The organism is Sphingomonas sp. HMP9 (assembly GCF_013374115.1).
GTDB lineage: Bacteria > Pseudomonadota > Alphaproteobacteria > Sphingomonadales > Sphingomonadaceae > Sphingomonas.
Genome location: NZ_AP022673.1, coordinates 3,786,807 through 3,803,745, shown reverse-complemented (window position 1 = coordinate 3,803,745; position 16,939 = coordinate 3,786,807). Strand labels below are relative to the sequence as shown.

The window sequence follows — 16,939 nt, the reverse complement described above, 5'->3', positions numbered from 1 at the left end:
GATGATCATCGCAGTCGACGGCCCGGCAGCATCGGGCAAGGGCACGATCGCGCGTGCCTTGGCCAAGCATTACAAGCTTCCCTACCTCGATACCGGGCTGTTGTACCGCGCGGTCGCGTTGAACGTGGCGCGGATGGGGCTCGATCCCGAGAGCGAAGCCGATGCGGTCGCTGCGTGCGATTTCGACGATGCGATGATGACCGATCCGGCACTTCGCGACGACGATATCGGCGCGCTGGCCTCGATCGTGTCGGCGCATCCGCTGGTCCGCGCGGCGCTGATGCAGCGGCAGAAGCGGTTCGCGGCGCAGGAGGGTGGCGCGATTCTCGATGGGCGCGATATCGGCACGGTGATCGCGCCGGATGCGGACGCCAAGCTGTTCGTGAAGGCTACCCCGAATATTCGCGCGCAGCGGCGGCATGCGGAGTTGCAGGCGCGCGGTGGGACCGCGAGCAAGGACCGCGTGCTGGCGGATATTCGGGCGCGGGATGCGCGGGATAGCGGGCGGTCTACGGCGCCGTTGGTGATGGCGGCGGATGCTGCTTTGCTGGATACGAGTTTTCTGTCGATCGAGGCTTCGGTGCAGCGTGCGGTGGCGCTGGTCGAGGCGCAGCGGGCGAAGAAGGCTTCGGTTTAGGGCTTCGACCACCTGGGCGAGTGCACCACCCCGGCGAAGGCCGGGGCCCAGGTGGAAAGGTCGCAGTAACGGAGGACCGGCCCTCGTTAGCGACGTCCCCCAACTGGGCCCCGGCCTCCGCCGGGGTGGTGGCTCTTTAGGTGGACTCCCATGCACCAACATTGTTTCCCCGCGAAGGCGGGGACCCAGACTGGGCTCCCGCCTTCGCGGGAGAACAAAGAAGCTGAGAGCCAACGCCCCCTACAGAGCGGTCGCCAGCGTAATCGCCCCCAGCACCACACCCGGAAAATTCGCCACCGCGATCGGCCAGTCGCGCTTTGGCTTCAGCACGCCATACGCCACCCAGAGCCCGCAATTGACCATTGTCGCAAACGGCTGGACCACCGACCCCTTTTGCCCGCCAAGGTTCAGCATGATCTGGTCGATATACGACAGATACATCACGATAGCCGTCGCCGTGGCGATCCAGCCCAGCACGAGAATGCCGCGTTCGCTCAAATCTTCGCTCCTGTTGTGAGCGGCCCCTAACGAAGCAGCAGCCAACTTGCTCCGAGACGCGGTTTCCGCTACATGGAGGCGTCCGGCGAGCGATGCTCGTGGAGGAAGGCGCGGAGACCTATGAGTCTCACGCGCCGTTTTCGCATTCAGCGTCTACGTCCTCTGCGCCTCGTGCCGTCCGGATGCTGCGCCGGCGTTCGGTCGTCGCGGCAACGAAGGCCAAGACCAGCGGACCCAACCGCTTGGCCGGAAACAGACTAGGATTACTGAATTCTATGGCAACCCAGGTAATGCCGACCCGCGACGATTTCGCGGCGATGCTGAACGAAACGCTCGGCGACGCCGATAGCTTCGAGGGCCGCGTGGTGCATGGCACCGTGACCGGCATCGAAAACGACATGGCCGTCATCGACGTCGGTCTGAAGTCGGAAGGCCGCGTGCCGCTTCGTGAATTCGCAGCGCCGGGCCAGAAGGCTGACCTGAAGGTCGGCGACGAAGTCGAAGTCTATGTCGACCGCGTCGAGAACGTCCACGGCGAAGCGATGCTCAGCCGCGATCGCGCCCGTCGCGAAGCCGCATGGGACAAGCTGGAAACCGAATTCTCCAAGACGACCCGCGTCGAAGGCGTGATCTTCGGTCGCGTGAAGGGTGGCTTCACCGTCGACCTGAACGGCGCCGTCGCGTTCCTGCCCGGTTCGCAGGTCGATATCCGCCCCGTGCGCGATGTCACCCCGCTGATGGACATCCCCCAGCCGTTCCAGATCCTGAAGATGGACCGCAAGCGCGGCAACATCGTCGTGTCGCGTCGCGCCGTTCTCGAAGAGACGCGCGCCGAGCAGCGTTCGGGCCTGATCCTGAGCCTGGCCGAGGGCCAGATCATCGACGGCGTCGTCAAGAACATCACCGATTACGGTGCGTTCGTTGATCTCGGCGGCATCGATGGCCTGCTGCACGTCACCGATCTCAGCTACAAGCGCGTTGGTCACCCGAGCGAAGTCCTGAACATCGGCGACACCGTCAAGGTGCAGATCATCCGCATCAACAAGGACACCCAGCGCATCAGCCTCGGCATGAAGCAGCTGGAGAGCGATCCCTGGGATGGCGCGATGGTCAAGTATCCGGTCGGCGCAAAGCTCACCGGCCGCGTCACGAACATCACCGAATATGGTGCGTTCGTCGAGCTGGAAGCGGGCATCGAAGGCCTGGTCCACGTGTCGGAAATGTCCTGGACCAAGAAGAACGTCCATCCGGGCAAGATCGTGTCGACCTCGCAGGAAGTCGACGTCATGGTCCTCGAAGTCGATTCCGAGAAGCGTCGCATCTCGCTCGGCCTCAAGCAGGCGCAGGCCAATCCTTGGGAGGCATTCGCTGCCGCTCATCCGATCGGTTCGACCGTCGAAGGCGAAGTCAAGAACGCGACCGAATTCGGTCTGTTCATCGGCCTCGACAACGACGTCGACGGCATGGTCCACATGTCCGACATCGCCTGGGGCGTTTCGGGCGAGGACGCGCTCAACCTGCATCGCAAGGGTGAGACCGTCGAAGCCGTCGTGCTCGACATCGACGCCGAGAAGGAGCGTATCTCGCTCGGCATGAAGCAGCTCGAGCGTGGCGGGCCTTCGGCCGGCGGCATCGCAGCAGCAGGCGACAAGCTGAACAAGAACGCGATCGTCACGGTCACTGTTCTCGAAGTCCGCGATGCGGGCCTCGAAGTGCAGCAGGGCGACGATGGCGCGACCGGCTTCATCAAGCGCACGGATCTGGGTCGCGATCGCGACGAGCAGCGTCCGGAGCGTTTCCAGGTCGGCCAGAAGTTCGACGCAATGGTCACCGGCTTCGATCGTTCGAAGAAGCCCACCTTCTCGATCAAGGCGATGCAAATCTCCGAAGAGAAGCAGGCCGTTGCTCAATATGGTTCGTCGGATTCCGGCGCGACCCTCGGCAACATCCTGGGCGAGGCTCTCAAGGCCCGTACGGAAGCCGACAAGAAGTAAAGCCTTAACGAAGACCTAACGGTTTATCGGTGAAACGGCCCGGCATGTCTCGAACATGCCGGGCTTTTTCTTGTCCAAGCCACTTTGGTTTTTGACTGTTCCTCGTTTGGTGCTAATGACTCGCATATTGACCTGTATCAATTTCTTAGCGCTTATATGAGCGGGGGCTCGAATGATCCGATCTGAACTAGTCCTTAAGATCGCCGAGGCGCATCCGGACTTGCAGCCTAACGAAGTCGAACTGATCGTCAGCACGTTCTTCGACGAGATATCGAAGCGACTTGCCGCCGACGGTCGTGTCGAACTGCGTGGTTTCGGTGCCTTTTCCACGCGTGCGCGCGACGCGCGTACCGGCCGCAACCCGCGCACCGGCGAAGTGGTCGAGGTCGAGGCCAAGCGTGTACCCTATTTCAAGCCGGGCAAGGAAATGCGCGCTCGCCTAAACGTGTGAGCGCTACCGTTCCAAGCTGCCCTGCGCGCAGGACGCACAGGAATATGCCGATGACCGAGCAAGATGGGTTGACCCTGCGCGCGACCTCGTCTTGTTGGGGCCGTGTGCGGACGTGGCGAAACCGGTAGACGCAGGAGACTTAAAATCTCCCTCCCTAGGAGTGCGGGTTCGAGTCCCGCCGTCCGCACCAACTCTCTTGCCTTGCCGACGCGTGGCTTGCGCACTTGGGGCTTGAAAATGCCGTTGACCGCGGGCCTGCTCGCCGGGTGCGCTTTGCTGGCCGCCTGCGATCGACGGCCGGATACCGGCGCGGTGGTGGTCAGCGCGATCGGCGGGGTTCCGCATGTCGCAGATGCGAGCCGCGTTGCGCTCGATACCCCTGCCCGCCTGCTGATGGCCTCGACCGCTCAAGGGCTGGTGCGGTTCGATGCCGCGGGGCAGATCGAGCCGGGGATCGCCGAGCGCTGGATCGTGATCGATAGCGGGATGAGCTACATCTTCCGCCTGCGCGAGGGCGACTGGGGCGACGGGACGCCAGTGACCGCCGAGCAGGTCGTGGCGATGCTCCAGAAACAGATTGGCGGCGGCCGCGGCTCCGACTCCGGGGACGCACGCGCAGGCGCGCGCGCGCGCAATCCGCTCGCGCCGTTCCTCACCGCGATCGACGAAATCGTCGTGATGACTCCGCAGGTGATCGAGGTGCGACTGTCGCGGCCGCGCCCCGATCTGCTGAAACTGTTCGCGCAACCCGAACTCGCGTTGCTGCGACTACGTCCGACCGGCGGGACCGGGCCGTTCCGTGTCGCGCGCAGCGGCCGCGCGCCGCTGTTGCGTCCTGCGTTCGATCCTGGCCAAGCGGATCCCGACGACCAGCGCGCGGCGAAGCCCCAGGAAGATGTTCGGCTGATCGGCGAACGCGCGGCGCGGGCGATCGCGCGGTTCGCCAATCGCGATTCCGACCTGGTCAGCGGCGGCCGCTTCGTCGACTGGCCGCTGCTGGCCACGACTGACATCACGCCGGCGAGCATCCGCGTGGATCCTGCGGTAGGCCTGTTCGGACTGGCGATCGTCCGGCGCGACGGGTTCATGGCCGACGCCGCCAACCGCGCCGCCGTGTCCTCCGCGATCGACCGATCGGCGGTCACGGCGGCGATCGCGCCCAACTGGGACGCGGCGGATCGCATCCTGCCGGATATCCTCGACTCCGCCGCGCTGCCGCAGGTGCCGGCATGGACGTTGCTGACGCAGGACGAACGCCGCGCGGCTGCGCGACAGCGGGTGGCGGCGTGGACGCGGCAGACGCCGGGACCGATCGAATTGCGCATCGCGCTTCCCGCCGGGCCCGGGGCGACGTTACTGTATGCGCAGGTCGCGGCGTCGCTGATGGCGATCGGGATCGTCCCCCGGCGAGTCGGGATCGACGACGCGGCCGAGCTGAAGCTGGTCGATGCGGTGGCGCCCTATGACAGCGCACGCTGGTATCTGGCGGCGGCCTGCGTCGCGTGCGGCGATGCGGCCCGCGCCGCGCTCGAGGAGGCGCGCGAGGCGCCGACGCTGGCCGAGCGCGGCGTCCGCATCGCCGCCGCCGATGCCGCGATGAACGAGGATGTGGCGTTCATTCCTTTGGCGCGGCCCTTGCGCTGGTCGCTTGTCACGGCGCGGCTCAGCCAATGGCAGGCGAACACGCGCGCGTGGCACCCGTTGAACCGGTTGCGCCCCGATACCAACTAGGATCGATGAACCCGAACACCACCCGCATCACACCCGGCAATATCTTACACACGCTGCCGCTCGGCAAGGACGCGCTGTCGGTGCGCCGCCGGGTCGAGGCGATGGAGCGCGTGATGGAGGGGTTGTTCGTCATCCCCCGCACCAACCGCAAGGTCGGCTTGGACGTCGTGCTCGACCTCATCCCGCTCGCCGGCAGCACGATCGCGGCGGCGGTCGGCGCGTGGATGGCATGGGAAGCGCGCAACATCGGCATGTCGAAGATCCAGATGGCGCGGATGTTCGGCAATGTCGGGCTCGACTGGGCGTTCGGCATGATCCCGTTCGTGGGGGCGATCCCGGACTTCTTCTTCCGCTCGAACACGCGCAATCTGCGGATCATCAAGCGGCATCTCGATAAGCATTACCCCTCGACGACGACGCTCGAGGGGTAACGGGCCACATATCCGTCATTCCTGCGCATGCGGGAACCCGTCTTAGCTGACCCTACGAAACTTGCTCGTGTCCGCCAAAATGGATCCCCGCCTGCGCGGGGTGACTGGGACAGGGCGCGCTAGACCAGGCTTTACGGCCCGACGTCGGCGTCACGTGCCGCCGGCTTGTAGCTCGCGCTCGTCCCCAGCCCCAGCGCGACCGCGACGCGGTCGTTCCAGCCATATGGGTCGGCGCGGATGACGGGTTCGCCGGAATCGTCGAACAGCACGGTCTGATAGAGCAGACGGACCGGTATCTCCTTCGGCAACTTGACGAACGTCTCCTTGCCGGTCGCGCGGGCGGCGTGCCACTGGTCGGTCACGCCCTCGTCCTTGGCGAGCAGTTCGGCGAACCCGAGCGCATCCTCGACGCGCACGCAGCCGTGGCTGCGCTGGCGCTGGATTTCGGCGAACAACTGCTTGGCGGGCGTGTCGTGCAGATAGATCGCATGATCGTTGGACATGTCGAACTTCACCAAGCCAAGCGAGTTCTTCGGCCCCGATTGCTGGACCAGCCAGCCGTTCTTCCATGCCAGGTTGTTGGCGCGCAGATATCCGGCGCCCTTGCCGGCCATCTCCTTCTTCTCGACCGAACGCGGCACCGTCCAGGTCGGATTGGCGACGAGCCGGAAGATCGGCGACCCGAGCTGCGGCGTTTCCTTGTCGGGCTCGCCGACCACCACCTTGCGACTGTCGACCAGCTTGCCGTCGCGCCAGTAGCTCAGCCGTGCCGCCGCAAGGTTGACGTCGATCCGCGTCGTCGGCGCGTTGCGATCGAGCCAGCGGAGTCGCTCCAAATTGACCGCGATCGCCCGCGCGCGATCCGCGTCGGACAGGTTGAGGATGCCCAGCGCCGCGCTGCCGATCATGCCGTCGGGCTTGATACCGTAATCCGCCTGCATCTTCTTGATCGCGAGGATCATCGCCGGGGTCAGGCGATCGCCCTGTGCCGCTGCCTTGTCGAGATAATCGAACGCAACCAACTGGTGCGCGATCGCAGGCACGCGGGGATCGGACTCACCGGGCTTGATCGGCTTGCCCGTATCGGGAATCGCGGAGGCCGGCGTCTGCTCCCATTTCGGTGTCGCGAGATAGGCTTTGGACAGGCGCGCGTAATTAGCATCCTGCGGCGCCAGCCCGGCAAGCCACGTGCCGACATCGCCGGCCTGAAGCGCCGCCGCGAGGCCACGGCCGAGATCGACCTGCGGGCGGGGCACGGTATAGACGTCGAACAGCTTGGTCGGATCGGTCGCGCCCTGCGACAAGGCCTTGCCATATGCGAGCGCAGCCTTGGTCAAGGCATCGTCACCGGCACCCGGTTGCGCGCTGGCATCGAACGTCATCCGGTCGAGACCATGTGCGCCGCGTGCCGCGATCGCCTTGCGCAACTGGCCGGCGGTGGTCGTGGTCCATCCGGTCGGGGCGCCCGCGGGCGCTGCCGCTGCCGGCTGTTGCGTGTTGGAGGCCGTCGTCGTCTTCACTTCGCAGGCCGAGAGTGCACACGTCATCGCCAGCAGCGATGCACCGATCAAACCAAGACGCACCAGCATTCCCCCACAATTCAGGCACACAACGCGCCGGCGCGCGTCTCCGCTCCACGACCGCGCTTCGGCACCGCAATTCTTCCCGGCGACCGACAGTCAGTGCCTTTTGCATGGCGCGTGCCGTCATTCTGCAACCCGGATCGCGCCCGTCGCGTTATAGGGCACACGCATGATCAAGGTCGCCAGCTACAATATCCACAAGGGCATCGGGCTCGACCGTCGGCGCAACCCCGAACGCGTGGTCGAGGTCCTGCGCGAGATCGATGCGGACGTGATCGCACTGCAGGAAGCGGATCGGCGATTCGGGGCGAAGGCCTGCGTGCTGCCGCATCACCTGCTGGAAGAGCATAGCGACTGGAAGCCGGTCGACTTCGGGTTGCGCGCGCTCAGCATGGGTTGGCACGGCAACGTCATCCTCGTCCGCAAGTCGGCGCGGGTGATCGACAGCGAACCGCTCCACCTCCCCTCGCTCGAACCGCGCGGGGCGGTAATGGCCGATATCCAGTTCGCGAGCGGCGTGTTGCGCGTGCTCGGCATGCATCTCGACCTGTCCGGCTTGTGGCGGCGCAAGCAGGCCGCCGCGATCATGAACCATGTCGACACCTGCGCGCAGGCGCATCCGACGGTGATGATGGGCGACCTCAACGAATGGAGCGCGGGCGCCGGGTGCCTGCGCGACTTCGGCCGCGACTATGCGTTCGCCGAGACGGGGGCGAGTTTCCATTCGCGGCGCGCGATCGCTCGACTCGACCGGATCATGGTGTCGTCGGACTTGAACGTGGTCGAGTGCGGCGTACACGCGAGCCCGGCGGCGCGGAAAGCCTCGGATCACTTGCCGATCTGGGCTATTCTGGCAACGAAGACACCGACGGACCGGACCGGGGCCACCGGATAGGCCCCGAGCGGTTCCGTCGGTATTGAGGATGTAGAATGCGCGAGAAGGAACTGCGACTGGCGCTCGTCTGCTATGGCGGGATCAGCCTTGCGGTCTACATGCACGGCATCACCAAGGAAATCTGGCGGCTCGTCTGCGCCAGTCGCGCCTTCCATGACGGCGACACGCCCAGGAGCGGCAGCGAAGGCGTGTATCACGCGCTGCTCCAGGAGATCGAGGCGCATGGCGCGATCCGCGTCCGCGTCCTCGCCGACATCATCGCCGGGGCTAGCGCAGGCGGGATAAACGGCATCTTCCTGGCGCAGGCGATCGCGACCGGGCAGAGCCTCGACCCGCTGACCGACCTCTGGATGACGTCGGCCGATGTCGAGGCACTGATCGATACCGAAGCGGCGCCGAAATCGCGGTTTTCCAAGGCCTGGGCGATGCCGCTCGCGTGGATGGCGGCAGGGCGCAGCACCGACAAGGTCGACGCACTCGACGATCCGACCCGCGAGGAGGTGCGCACCAAGCTGTCGCACTTCATCCGCTCGCGCTGGTTCGAGCCGCCGTTCGGGGGGAAGACCTTCACCAATCTGCTGCTCGATGCGTTCGACGCGATGGCGGCCAGCGAGCGCGGCCCGCGCCTGTTGCCGCCGGGCCAACCGCTCGACCTGTTCGTGACGGTCACCGACTTTTCCGGGCATCCCGAACGGTTGCAGCTCAATTCGCCGGCGGAAGTCGTGGAGACGGAGCATCGCCTGGTGGTCGATTTCACCGACAATGGCGGTGTGTGCGATACGCTCGCGCCGCCCGCGGAACTGGCGTTCGCGGCGCGGGCGACGTCGAGCTTCCCGGGCGCTTTTCCCCCGTTCACGGTCGCCGAACTGGATGGCGTTCTGGTGCAGCGCAAGATCGCATGGCCGGGGCGCAGCGGCTTCCTGGCGCGCGTGCTGCCGCGTCATACTGCGGCGAACGCGGCGGAGAGCGCGGTGCTGATCGACGGATCGGTGCTTGCGAACGCGCCGTTCCGGCCCGCGCTCGATGCGTTGAAGGAGCGACCGGCGCGGCGCCAGATCGACCGGCGTTTCATCTACATAGACCCCTCGCCGGACATCAAGCTGCGGCTCAATCGCGGCGGCGGGACGCCGGGGTTCTTCCAGACGATCATCGGCGCGATCAGCGACATTCCGCGCCAGCAGCCGATCCGCGACAATCTGGAGGCGATCGCCGAACGCTCCGCGCGGATCGACCGGATGCGCGGCATTCTAACCGCGATCCGGCCGGAGGTGGAGGCCGATGTCGAATCGCTGTTCGGTCACACGCTGTTCCTCGACCGACCGACCGCACCGCGGCTGATCGCCTGGCGGCGACGGGCGCAAAAGGCCGCCGCGGCGAGTTCGGGCTATGGCTTCGTCGCGTACGGCCATCTGAAGCGCAGTGCGGTGATCGAGACGCTGGCGCTGCTGTTGTTCGATGCCGGACTGCACCACCGGCCGCGGCGACTGGCGCAGATCCGGGCGGCGATCGTCGCGCATGTCGCTGCGTCGGGCGCGGATCAGCTTGGCTCGGGCCATCCGGGCGGGGCCAGTGCGGCGTCGATCGCGTTCCTGCGGACCTTTGACATCGGCTTCCGGATTCGACGGCTGCGGTTGATGGCACGGCGCCTCTCCGAAGTGGAGACCGCCGCCGACGAGCCCGAGCTGGGCCCGATGCGCGACGCGATCTACGAGTCGCTGTCGCCGTATCTCGATCGCCTTCGCGGCGAGATGCATACCGGGTTGCACGATGCGGTGCGAGCGATGCGCGGCGATGCGACGGCGGTGCTGGAGACGCTGGGCCGGACGTTCGATCTCGAGCGCCTCGATGCGGAAACCGACCAGCGACTGGCGGAGGCGTTCGCCGCGCTCGCCAAGCCGACGCGCCGAACGCTGTTGCTGGCCTATCTCGGTTTTCCGTATTTCGACACGGCGACCTTGCCGTTGCTGCAGGGCGAAGGCCTCGACGAGTTCGATCCGATCAAGGTCGACCGGATCGCACCCGACGACGCGACTGCGATCCGCTCCGGTGGCGCGGAGGCGACGTTGAAGGGCATCCAGTTCGGGACGTTCGGCGCGTTCTTCAGCCGCGCCTACCGCGAGAACGACTATCTGTGGGGGCGGCTGCACGGGTCGGAGCGGATGATCGACATTACCGTCTCGACGCTGCCGTCGACCGTCCGCATGAAGCCGGGCCGGGTCGCGGCGATCAAGCGCGCCGCGTTCCTCGCCATCCTCGACGAGGAGGAGCCGAGGCTCACCGCGATCCTGCCGCTGATCGCGCAGCTGCGGACCGAAATCGGCTAACGCCCCCTCTGGTCAGGTAGAAGACTGGCCAAAACGCCGATGGGGCGGTAGCTCTGCGTTGCCAATGGCGTTTCGACGCGATTGGGGAATGATAAAGGGTCGCCGCATGCAGTTCCTGAAAATCCTGTTCTGGTGCTTGCTGGCGTTCATCGCCGCAGTCTTCACCATCAGCAACTGGAACGCCGTCCAGATCCAGCTCTGGGGTGGGCTGATCGCCGACGTGAACCTGCCGCTATTGCTGCTGGTGACGTTCCTGATCGGGTTCGTGCCGACGATGCTGTACAATCACGCGATCCGGTGGCGGCTGCGCCAGCGGCTCTCGACATGCGAGCGCGAGCTGCTCGACCTGCGCACGCCGCGGCCCGAGCCGGTGGTTGCAGTGCCGATCGATGGGTCCGCCACGCGCCCCGCGACACCGTCGCCGATCGGGCACCCTTCCGTCGTGCCGACCACCGTCGCGCCGGGGGGCGCGCAATGAGCAACCGGATCTACGTCGCGCTCGACACGCCAGATCTGGCCCGCGCGAAGGCGATGGCGACGCGCGTCCGCCATCATGTCGGCGGGATCAAGCTGGGTCTCGAATTCTTCTCCGCGCACGGCCAGTCCGGCGTGCATGCGATGGCGGAACTCGGCTTGCCGATCTTCCTCGACCTGAAGCTCCACGACATTCCGAACACCGTTGCCAAGGCGGTGCAGGCGTTGGGCGCGCTGAAGCCGGCGATCCTGACCGTGCATGCCAGTGGCGGTCGGGCGATGCTGGAGGACGCCAAGGCTGCCGCTCCTGTCGGCACCAAGGTGATCGCGGTGACGATGCTGACCAGCCTCGATGCGGCCGATCTTGCCGCCACCGGCGTCACCGGCAGTGCGCACGATCAGGTTTCGCGGCTGACCGAACTGGCGTGCCAGGCGGGGGTGGACGGCATCGTCTGCTCGGGTGCCGAGGTTGCGGCGGCAAAGGCGATCTGGCCGAAGGGGTTCTTCGTCGTTCCCGGTGTGCGCCTGCCCGACGGGCAGATCGGCGACCAGAAGCGCGTCGTTACGCCGCGCCAGGCGATGGACGCGGGGGCCTCGATCCTGGTGGTCGGCCGTCCGATCACGCAGGCCGAAGATCCCGACACCGCCGCCCGTGCGATCGGCGCCACGCTCTGAGCGCGCGCCGTTATCCTAACGAAAGTCATCCTGACGAAAGTCAGGATCCAGGGTAACGAATGCTGGCGGCCATGGCTCTGGATCCTGACTTTCGTCAGGATGACGGGGCCGTTGGAATTGTCTGTACGATACAATTCCCGTCGACGGCACTGAAGGAAGACCATGACTACCGCCAAGATCTGTGGCCTTTCCACCCCCACGACGCTCGACGCTGCGATCCGGCACGGCGCGAGCCATGTCGGGTTCGTGTTCTTCCCCGCCTCGCCGCGGCATGTGACGTTTGCGAAGGCCGCAGAACTTGGCGCACGCGTGCCGGGTCATGTCGCAAAGGTCGGCGTGTTCGTCGATCCCGAGGACGAGATGCTCGAACAGGCGGTTGCGGCCGCTGCACTCGACGTGCTGCAACTTCACAAGGTGACGCCGGCTCGGGCTGCCGCGATCCACGCGAAGTTCGGGATCGAGACGTGGGTGGCCGTGGCGGTTCGCACACGCGGCGATCTTGATGCCGCGCATGGCTTTGCCGGGGTTGCCGACCGGATCCTGTACGACGCGAAGACCCCCGATTCGGCTGCGTTGCCGGGCGGCATGGGGCTCCGGTTCGACTGGGATCTGCTCGACGGGTTCAAACACCCGCTGCCTTGGGCGCTGTCGGGCGGGCTCGATCCGGCGAACGTCGCGGAAGCGATCCGGCGGACGGGTGCGGAACTGGTCGACGTGTCTTCCGGGGTCGAGGGTGAGCCCGGCAAGAAGGACGAGACGAAGATCGCCGCATTCCTAAAGGCGACCACCGCCTGAAATGTTCACCCGCGAAGGCGGGTGCCCAGACTGGATCCCCGCCTTCACGGGGATACAAGGGCTTGGCGAGGTTGCACGAGGTGCTAAAGCGCGTCCCATGAACGCTCCCCTTGCTCCCAACTCCTACCGCGCGCAGCCCGACGAGCGCGGCCATTTCGGCGACTTCGGCGGACGCTACGTCGCCGAGACGCTGATGCCGCTCGTCCTCGAACTCGACGAGGCGTATCGCGCCGCCAAGGTCGACCCTGCGTTCAAGGCGCAGTTCGACGATTTGCTCGAACATTATGTCGGCCGCCCGAGCCCGCTCTATTACGCCGAACGGCTCACCGAAGCGCTGCGCGAGTCCGCGCCCGAGGGCATGGGCGCACAGATCTGGTTCAAGCGCGACGAGCTGAACCACACCGGCGCGCACAAGATCAACAACTGCATCGGCCAGATCCTGCTCGCGATCCGGATGGGCAAGACGCGGATCATCGCCGAGACCGGCGCGGGCCAGCACGGCGTCGCGACTGCGACCGTCTGCGCGCGCTTCGGCCTGCCTTGCGTGATCTACATGGGCGCCAAGGACGTCGAGCGGCAGGCGCCCAACGTGTTCCGCATGAAGCTGCTCGGCGCCGAAGTGCGCCCGGTGACGTCGGGCGCGCACACGCTGAAGGACGCGATGAACGAGGGCATGCGCGACTGGGTGGCGAACGTCCATGATACCTTCTACATCATCGGCACCGCGGCGGGCCCGCATCCGTATCCCGAGATGGTCCGCGATTTCCAGAGCGTGATCGGCACCGAGGCGCGCGCGCAGATGCTCGCGCGGACCGGCCGCCTGCCCGACATGCTCGTCGCCGCGATCGGTGGCGGGTCGAACGCGATCGGGCTGTTCCACCCGTTCCTCGACGATGCCGACGTGCAGATGCTCGGCGTCGAAGCCGCGGGCCATGGGCTCGACAAGCAGCATGCGGCGAGCCTTGCGGGCGGTTTCCCCGGCGTGCTCCACGGCAACAAGACCTATCTGTTGCAGGACGAGGACGGCCAGATCACCGAGGCGCACTCGATCTCGGCCGGGCTCGACTATCCCGGCATCGGCCCCGAGCATGCATGGCTGCGCGATATCGGCCGCGTGCAATATGACAGCGCGACCGACACCGAGGCGCTCGACGCGTTCCAGCTGCTGTGCCGGACCGAGGGCATCATCCCCGCGCTCGAACCAAGCCACGCCATCGCCACCGTGACGAAGAAGGCGCGCGAAATGCGGCAGGACCAGATCATCCTGGCGAACCTGTGCGGCCGCGGCGACAAGGACATCTTCACCGTCGCCGAAGCGCTCGGGGTGGCGATTTGAGCCGCCTCGCCGCCACGTTCGCCCGGACCGCCGCGCAAGGCCGCGCCGCGCTCGTCGCGTTCGTCACCGCGGGTGATCCGACCACCGAGGCGACCGGTCCGATCCTCGACGCGCTCGTCGCGGGCGGGGCGGATGCGATCGAGCTCGGCATGCCGTTCACCGATCCGATGGCCGACGGCCCTGCGATCCAGGCCGCCAACATCCGCAGCCTGGCGCAGGGCACGCGCACCGCGGACATCCTCGCGACCGCCTCCGCGTTCCGCGCGCGCCATCCGGACGTGCCGCTGGTGCTGATGGGATACGGCAACCCGATGCTCCGGCGCGGGGCGGACTGGTTCGCGCAGGCCGCCGCCGCCGCCGGCGTCGACGGCGTGATCTGCGTCGACGTGCCGCCCGAGGAGGACGATGCGCTCGGGCCGCAGTTGCGCGCCGCGGGGATCGACCTGATCCGCCTCGCCACGCCGACGACCGATGCCGCGCGGCTGCCGACCGTGCTCGATGGCGCGAGTGGGTTCCTTTATTACGTCTCGGTCGCCGGGATCACGGGGCTCCAGCAGGCGCAGCAAGGCTCGATCGAGGATGCCGTCGCGCGGCTGAAGGCGGAGACCGACATTCCGGTCGCGGTCGGCTTCGGCATCCGCACGCCCGAACAGGCGGCGAACGTCGCGCGCGTCGCCGACGGCGTCGTGGTCGGATCGGCGATCGTCGAACTGGTCGCGCAACACGGCGCCGCTGCGGCCGAGCCCGTCCGCGCCTATATCACGTCTCTCGCCGATGCCATCGCGTCGGCCCGAAAGGTTCCCGCATGAGCTGGCTCAACAGCGTCCGCAACGTCCTGCCCTTCGTCGCGAAGCGCGAGACGCCCGAGAATCTCTGGCACAAGTGCAAGGGCTGCGGGCAGATGGTCTTCACCAAGGAGCTCGAGGACAATCTCTACGTCTGCCCGAAATGCGATCATCACGATCGCATCGGGCCGAAGGTCCGCTTCGCGCAGCTGTTCGACGAGGGTAGCTGCAGCGAACTCCCAGCGCCCAAGGTCCCCGAGGATCCGCTCAAGTTCCGCGACCAGAAGCGCTACACGGATCGCCTCAAGGCCGCCCGCACCGACAATAGCGAGCAGGATGCGCTGATCAACGCCCGCGGCGCGATCGACGGCCACCGCGTCGTCGTCGGCGTGCAGGATTTCGGCTTCATGGGCGGCTCGATGGGTCTCGCGGTGGGCGAGGCGTTCGTGCGCGGCGTCGAGGCGGCGATCGAGGACCGCGTGCCGTACGTGATCTTCACCGCATCGGGCGGCGCGCGCATGCAGGAGGGCATCCTCAGCCTCATGCAGATGCCGCGCAGCACCGTCGCGATCCAGATGCTCCACGACGCGGGCCTGCCCTACATCGTCGTGCTGACCGATCCGACCTCGGGCGGCGTGATGGCGGCCTATGCGATGCTCGGCGACGTCCAGATCGCCGAACCCAAGGCGACTCTCGCCTTCACCGGCCGCCGCGTGATCGAGAGCACGATCCGCGAGAAGCTGCCCGAGGATTTCCAGACGTCGGAATATTATCTCGAGCACGGGATGATCGACATGGTCGTCCACCGCAAGGACCTGCGCGCGCAGCTCGGTACCGTGATCGGGTATCTCAGCGCGCGCGAAGCGGCGTAACCTACTACTCCCTCTCCCCTCCGGGGAGAGGGTCGGGGTGAGGGGCAGCCAAGCAGTGCTGCGCCTGGAACAGCCCCTCACCCCCAGCCCTCTCCCCGGAGGGGAGAGGGAGCTAGAATGCCCGATCATGCCGTTTCCTCGTCCCCTGCGGTTCAGGCGCAGCTCGACCGGCTGACCGCGCTGTCGCCCGGCGCCGACATCCTTGGCCTCGAGCGGATCACCGCGCTGCTGAGCCGCCTCGGCGACCCGCATCTGTCGCTCCCGCCCGTGTTCCACGTCGCCGGCACCAACGGCAAGGGCTCGACCTGCGCGTTCCTCCGCGCGGCGATCGAAGCGTCCGGGCACAGCGTCCATGTCTACTCCTCGCCGCATCTCGTCCGCTTCAACGAACGCATCCGTCTCGCCGGATCGCTGATCGACGACGTGCTGCTTGCCGCTCTGCTGGAAGAGGTGCTCGACCAGGCGGCCGATCTGCAAGCCAGCTTCTTCGAAGTCACGACCGCCGTCGCGTTCCTTGCGTTCGCGCGCATACCCGCCGCCGCGACGATCGTCGAAGTCGGTCTCGGCGGCAGGCTCGATGCGACGAACGTCATCCCGAACCCCATCGTCACCGGGATTGCCGCGCTTGGCATCGACCACCAGTCTTTCCTCGGCGACACGCTGCTGGAGATCGCCGGCGAGAAGGCGGGCATCGCCAAGCGGGGCGTGCCGCTCGTCACGATGGACTATCCCGCCGCGCTCCGCGCGAAGATCGCGGCCGTTGCCGACAGCGCCGGCGCGCCGGTGTTCGCGCGCGGTCTGGCCTGGACCAGCGCGACGGCACGCTCGAGCGTTCGGTATGAGGACGACGGCTTTTCGGTCGTCACCCATCGCCCGCGTCTGGTCGGCGCGCACCAGTCGCGCAACCTTGCGCTGGCGATCGCGATGTTGCGGCATCAGGGCGTGCTGCACATCCCCGAAGCCGCGATGCGCGCCGCCGCCGACTGGGCGCATTGGCCTGCGCGCATGCAGCGCCTCTCCGCCGGACCGCTTCTCGCGCGCCTGCCCGACGGCAGTGAATTGTGGCTCGACGGCGCGCATAATCCCAATGCCGCGCAACCGGTCGCGCGTGCGCTCAGGACGCTCGCGCAGGGTCGCCCAGTGACGTTGGTGCTCGGCATGCTCGCCAACAAGGATGCCGAGGCAGTGATCCGCATCCTCTCGCCATCGGTCGGCCACGTCATCGCTATTCCCGTCCCAGGCCACGCGCATCACACGCCAGAGAGCCTGGCGACGATCGCACGGTCGTTCGGCAGGACCGCAGAGACGGCCGCCTCGCCGACCGAGGCGTTGGCCAACATCTCGCGCCAGTCCGCCGCCCCGCACCTCGTGCTGATTGCCGGCTCGCTCTATCTCGCCGGTGAAGTGCTCGCGGCGAACGACCAACCGCCCGACTGATTTCTTATTGCTATTGACTAT

16 protein-coding genes and 1 tRNA gene are annotated in these 16,939 nt (G+C 66.7%); 15 read left to right on the top strand and 2 right to left on the bottom strand.

The features are described 5' to 3' along the window. Position 1 precedes the first annotated feature (1 nt). Positions 2-637 carry a (d)CMP kinase gene (gene cmk, locus HMP09_RS17300; RefSeq protein WP_176501358.1) on the top strand — a complete coding sequence of 212 codons (636 nt, stop codon included), beginning with the start codon at positions 2-4 and terminating at the stop codon, positions 635-637. Positions 638-877: 240 nt separating this feature from the next. Here the strand turns inward: cmk and HMP09_RS17295 are convergent, their stop codons facing one another. Beyond that, entirely contained in the window at positions 878-1,135 is a 258-nt protein-coding gene (locus HMP09_RS17295; RefSeq protein ID WP_176501357.1) for a SemiSWEET family transporter, read from the bottom strand. A gap of 275 nt (positions 1,136-1,410) precedes the next feature. Between HMP09_RS17295 and rpsA the strand changes: the two genes are divergently transcribed. From rpsA to HMP09_RS17270, 5 genes are all read left to right on the top strand, one after another. Continuing rightward, positions 1,411-3,129, top strand: a complete 1,719-nt coding sequence (gene rpsA / locus HMP09_RS17290; protein WP_176501356.1) for a 30S ribosomal protein S1 — start codon at positions 1,411-1,413, stop codon at positions 3,127-3,129. A gap of 172 nt (positions 3,130-3,301) precedes the next feature. Further along, positions 3,302-3,580, top strand: a complete 279-nt coding sequence (locus HMP09_RS17285) for an integration host factor subunit beta (RefSeq protein WP_176501355.1) — start codon at positions 3,302-3,304, stop codon at positions 3,578-3,580. Between the two features lie 106 nt (positions 3,581-3,686). Further along, a tRNA-Leu gene (locus HMP09_RS17280) sits at positions 3,687-3,770 on the top strand. Positions 3,771-3,817: 47 nt separating this feature from the next. Continuing rightward, the gene (locus HMP09_RS17275; protein ID WP_176501354.1) at positions 3,818-5,311 is read left to right on the top strand and encodes an ABC transporter substrate-binding protein; all 1,494 of its coding nucleotides are present in this window, start codon (positions 3,818-3,820) and stop codon (positions 5,309-5,311) included. A gap of 5 nt (positions 5,312-5,316) precedes the next feature. Beyond that, a complete protein-coding gene (locus HMP09_RS17270; protein WP_176501353.1) occupies positions 5,317-5,742 on the top strand; it encodes a DUF4112 domain-containing protein in 426 nt (141 codons plus the stop codon). Between the two features lie 131 nt (positions 5,743-5,873). On the opposite strand, the gene HMP09_RS17265 is transcribed toward HMP09_RS17270, so the two are convergent. Continuing rightward, the gene (locus tag HMP09_RS17265) at positions 5,874-7,325 is read right to left on the bottom strand and encodes a L,D-transpeptidase family protein (RefSeq protein ID WP_232090450.1); all 1,452 of its coding nucleotides are present in this window, start codon (positions 7,323-7,325) and stop codon (positions 5,874-5,876) included. 169 nt (positions 7,326-7,494) lie between these two features. Here HMP09_RS17265 and HMP09_RS17260 point away from each other — a divergent pair, with 169 nt between their 5' ends. The 9 genes from HMP09_RS17260 to HMP09_RS17220 all read left to right on the top strand — a co-directional run bounded on the left by HMP09_RS17260 (position 7,495) and on the right by HMP09_RS17220 (position 16,918). Beyond that, positions 7,495-8,220: an endonuclease/exonuclease/phosphatase family protein gene (locus HMP09_RS17260; RefSeq protein ID WP_176501352.1), complete on the top strand. Its 726-nt coding sequence runs from the start codon at positions 7,495-7,497 to the stop codon at positions 8,218-8,220. 35 nt (positions 8,221-8,255) lie between these two features. Further along, complete coding sequence (locus HMP09_RS17255) at positions 8,256-10,544, top strand: patatin-like protein (protein WP_176501351.1); 2,289 nt, start codon at positions 8,256-8,258, stop codon at positions 10,542-10,544. Between the two features lie 106 nt (positions 10,545-10,650). Beyond that, complete coding sequence (locus tag HMP09_RS17250; RefSeq protein WP_176501350.1) at positions 10,651-11,022, top strand: lipopolysaccharide assembly protein LapA domain-containing protein; 372 nt, start codon at positions 10,651-10,653, stop codon at positions 11,020-11,022. Continuing rightward, positions 11,019-11,693 carry an orotidine-5'-phosphate decarboxylase gene (gene pyrF, locus HMP09_RS17245; RefSeq protein ID WP_176501349.1) on the top strand — a complete coding sequence of 225 codons (675 nt, stop codon included), beginning with the start codon at positions 11,019-11,021 and terminating at the stop codon, positions 11,691-11,693. Before HMP09_RS17250 ends, pyrF begins: the two co-directional genes overlap by 4 nt. A gap of 162 nt (positions 11,694-11,855) precedes the next feature. Then, complete coding sequence (locus HMP09_RS17240) at positions 11,856-12,488, top strand: phosphoribosylanthranilate isomerase (RefSeq protein WP_176501348.1); 633 nt, start codon at positions 11,856-11,858, stop codon at positions 12,486-12,488. 97 nt (positions 12,489-12,585) lie between these two features. Further along, a complete protein-coding gene (gene trpB, locus HMP09_RS17235; protein ID WP_176501347.1) occupies positions 12,586-13,824 on the top strand; it encodes a tryptophan synthase subunit beta in 1,239 nt (412 codons plus the stop codon). Next, positions 13,821-14,633: a tryptophan synthase subunit alpha gene (gene trpA / locus HMP09_RS17230; RefSeq protein WP_176501346.1), complete on the top strand. Its 813-nt coding sequence runs from the start codon at positions 13,821-13,823 to the stop codon at positions 14,631-14,633. Before trpB ends, trpA begins: the two co-directional genes overlap by 4 nt. After that, positions 14,630-15,481, top strand: a complete 852-nt coding sequence (accD, locus tag HMP09_RS17225; RefSeq protein ID WP_176501345.1) for an acetyl-CoA carboxylase, carboxyltransferase subunit beta — start codon at positions 14,630-14,632, stop codon at positions 15,479-15,481. The genes trpA and accD overlap by 4 nt, the downstream gene beginning before the upstream one ends. 117 nt (positions 15,482-15,598) lie before the next feature. After that, positions 15,599-16,918: a bifunctional folylpolyglutamate synthase/dihydrofolate synthase gene (locus HMP09_RS17220; RefSeq protein ID WP_176501344.1), complete on the top strand. Its 1,320-nt coding sequence runs from the start codon at positions 15,599-15,601 to the stop codon at positions 16,916-16,918. Positions 16,919-16,939 lie beyond the last annotated feature (21 nt).

What these genes read in the sequence shown, in the direction of transcription:
- pyrF (WP_176501349.1), top strand. Translation starts at nt 11,019, where the DNA reads ATGAGCAACCGGATCTACGTCGCGCTCGACACGCCAGATCTGGCCCGC.
- HMP09_RS17275 (WP_176501354.1), top strand. Translation starts at nt 3,818, where the DNA reads ATGCCGTTGACCGCGGGCCTGCTCGCCGGGTGCGCTTTGCTGGCCGCC.
- trpB (WP_176501347.1), top strand. Translation starts at nt 12,586, where the DNA reads ATGAACGCTCCCCTTGCTCCCAACTCCTACCGCGCGCAGCCCGACGAG.
- HMP09_RS17260 (WP_176501352.1), top strand. Translation starts at nt 7,495, where the DNA reads ATGATCAAGGTCGCCAGCTACAATATCCACAAGGGCATCGGGCTCGAC.
- accD (WP_176501345.1), top strand. Translation starts at nt 14,630, where the DNA reads ATGAGCTGGCTCAACAGCGTCCGCAACGTCCTGCCCTTCGTCGCGAAG.
- HMP09_RS17220 (WP_176501344.1), top strand. Translation starts at nt 15,599, where the DNA reads ATGCCCGATCATGCCGTTTCCTCGTCCCCTGCGGTTCAGGCGCAGCTC.
- HMP09_RS17285 (WP_176501355.1), top strand. Translation starts at nt 3,302, where the DNA reads ATGATCCGATCTGAACTAGTCCTTAAGATCGCCGAGGCGCATCCGGAC.
- rpsA (WP_176501356.1), top strand. Translation starts at nt 1,411, where the DNA reads ATGGCAACCCAGGTAATGCCGACCCGCGACGATTTCGCGGCGATGCTG.
- HMP09_RS17240 (WP_176501348.1), top strand. Translation starts at nt 11,856, where the DNA reads ATGACTACCGCCAAGATCTGTGGCCTTTCCACCCCCACGACGCTCGAC.
- cmk (WP_176501358.1), top strand. Translation starts at nt 2, where the DNA reads ATGATCATCGCAGTCGACGGCCCGGCAGCATCGGGCAAGGGCACGATC.
- HMP09_RS17250 (WP_176501350.1), top strand. Translation starts at nt 10,651, where the DNA reads ATGCAGTTCCTGAAAATCCTGTTCTGGTGCTTGCTGGCGTTCATCGCC.
- HMP09_RS17270 (WP_176501353.1), top strand. Translation starts at nt 5,317, where the DNA reads ATGAACCCGAACACCACCCGCATCACACCCGGCAATATCTTACACACG.
- HMP09_RS17255 (WP_176501351.1), top strand. Translation starts at nt 8,256, where the DNA reads ATGCGCGAGAAGGAACTGCGACTGGCGCTCGTCTGCTATGGCGGGATC.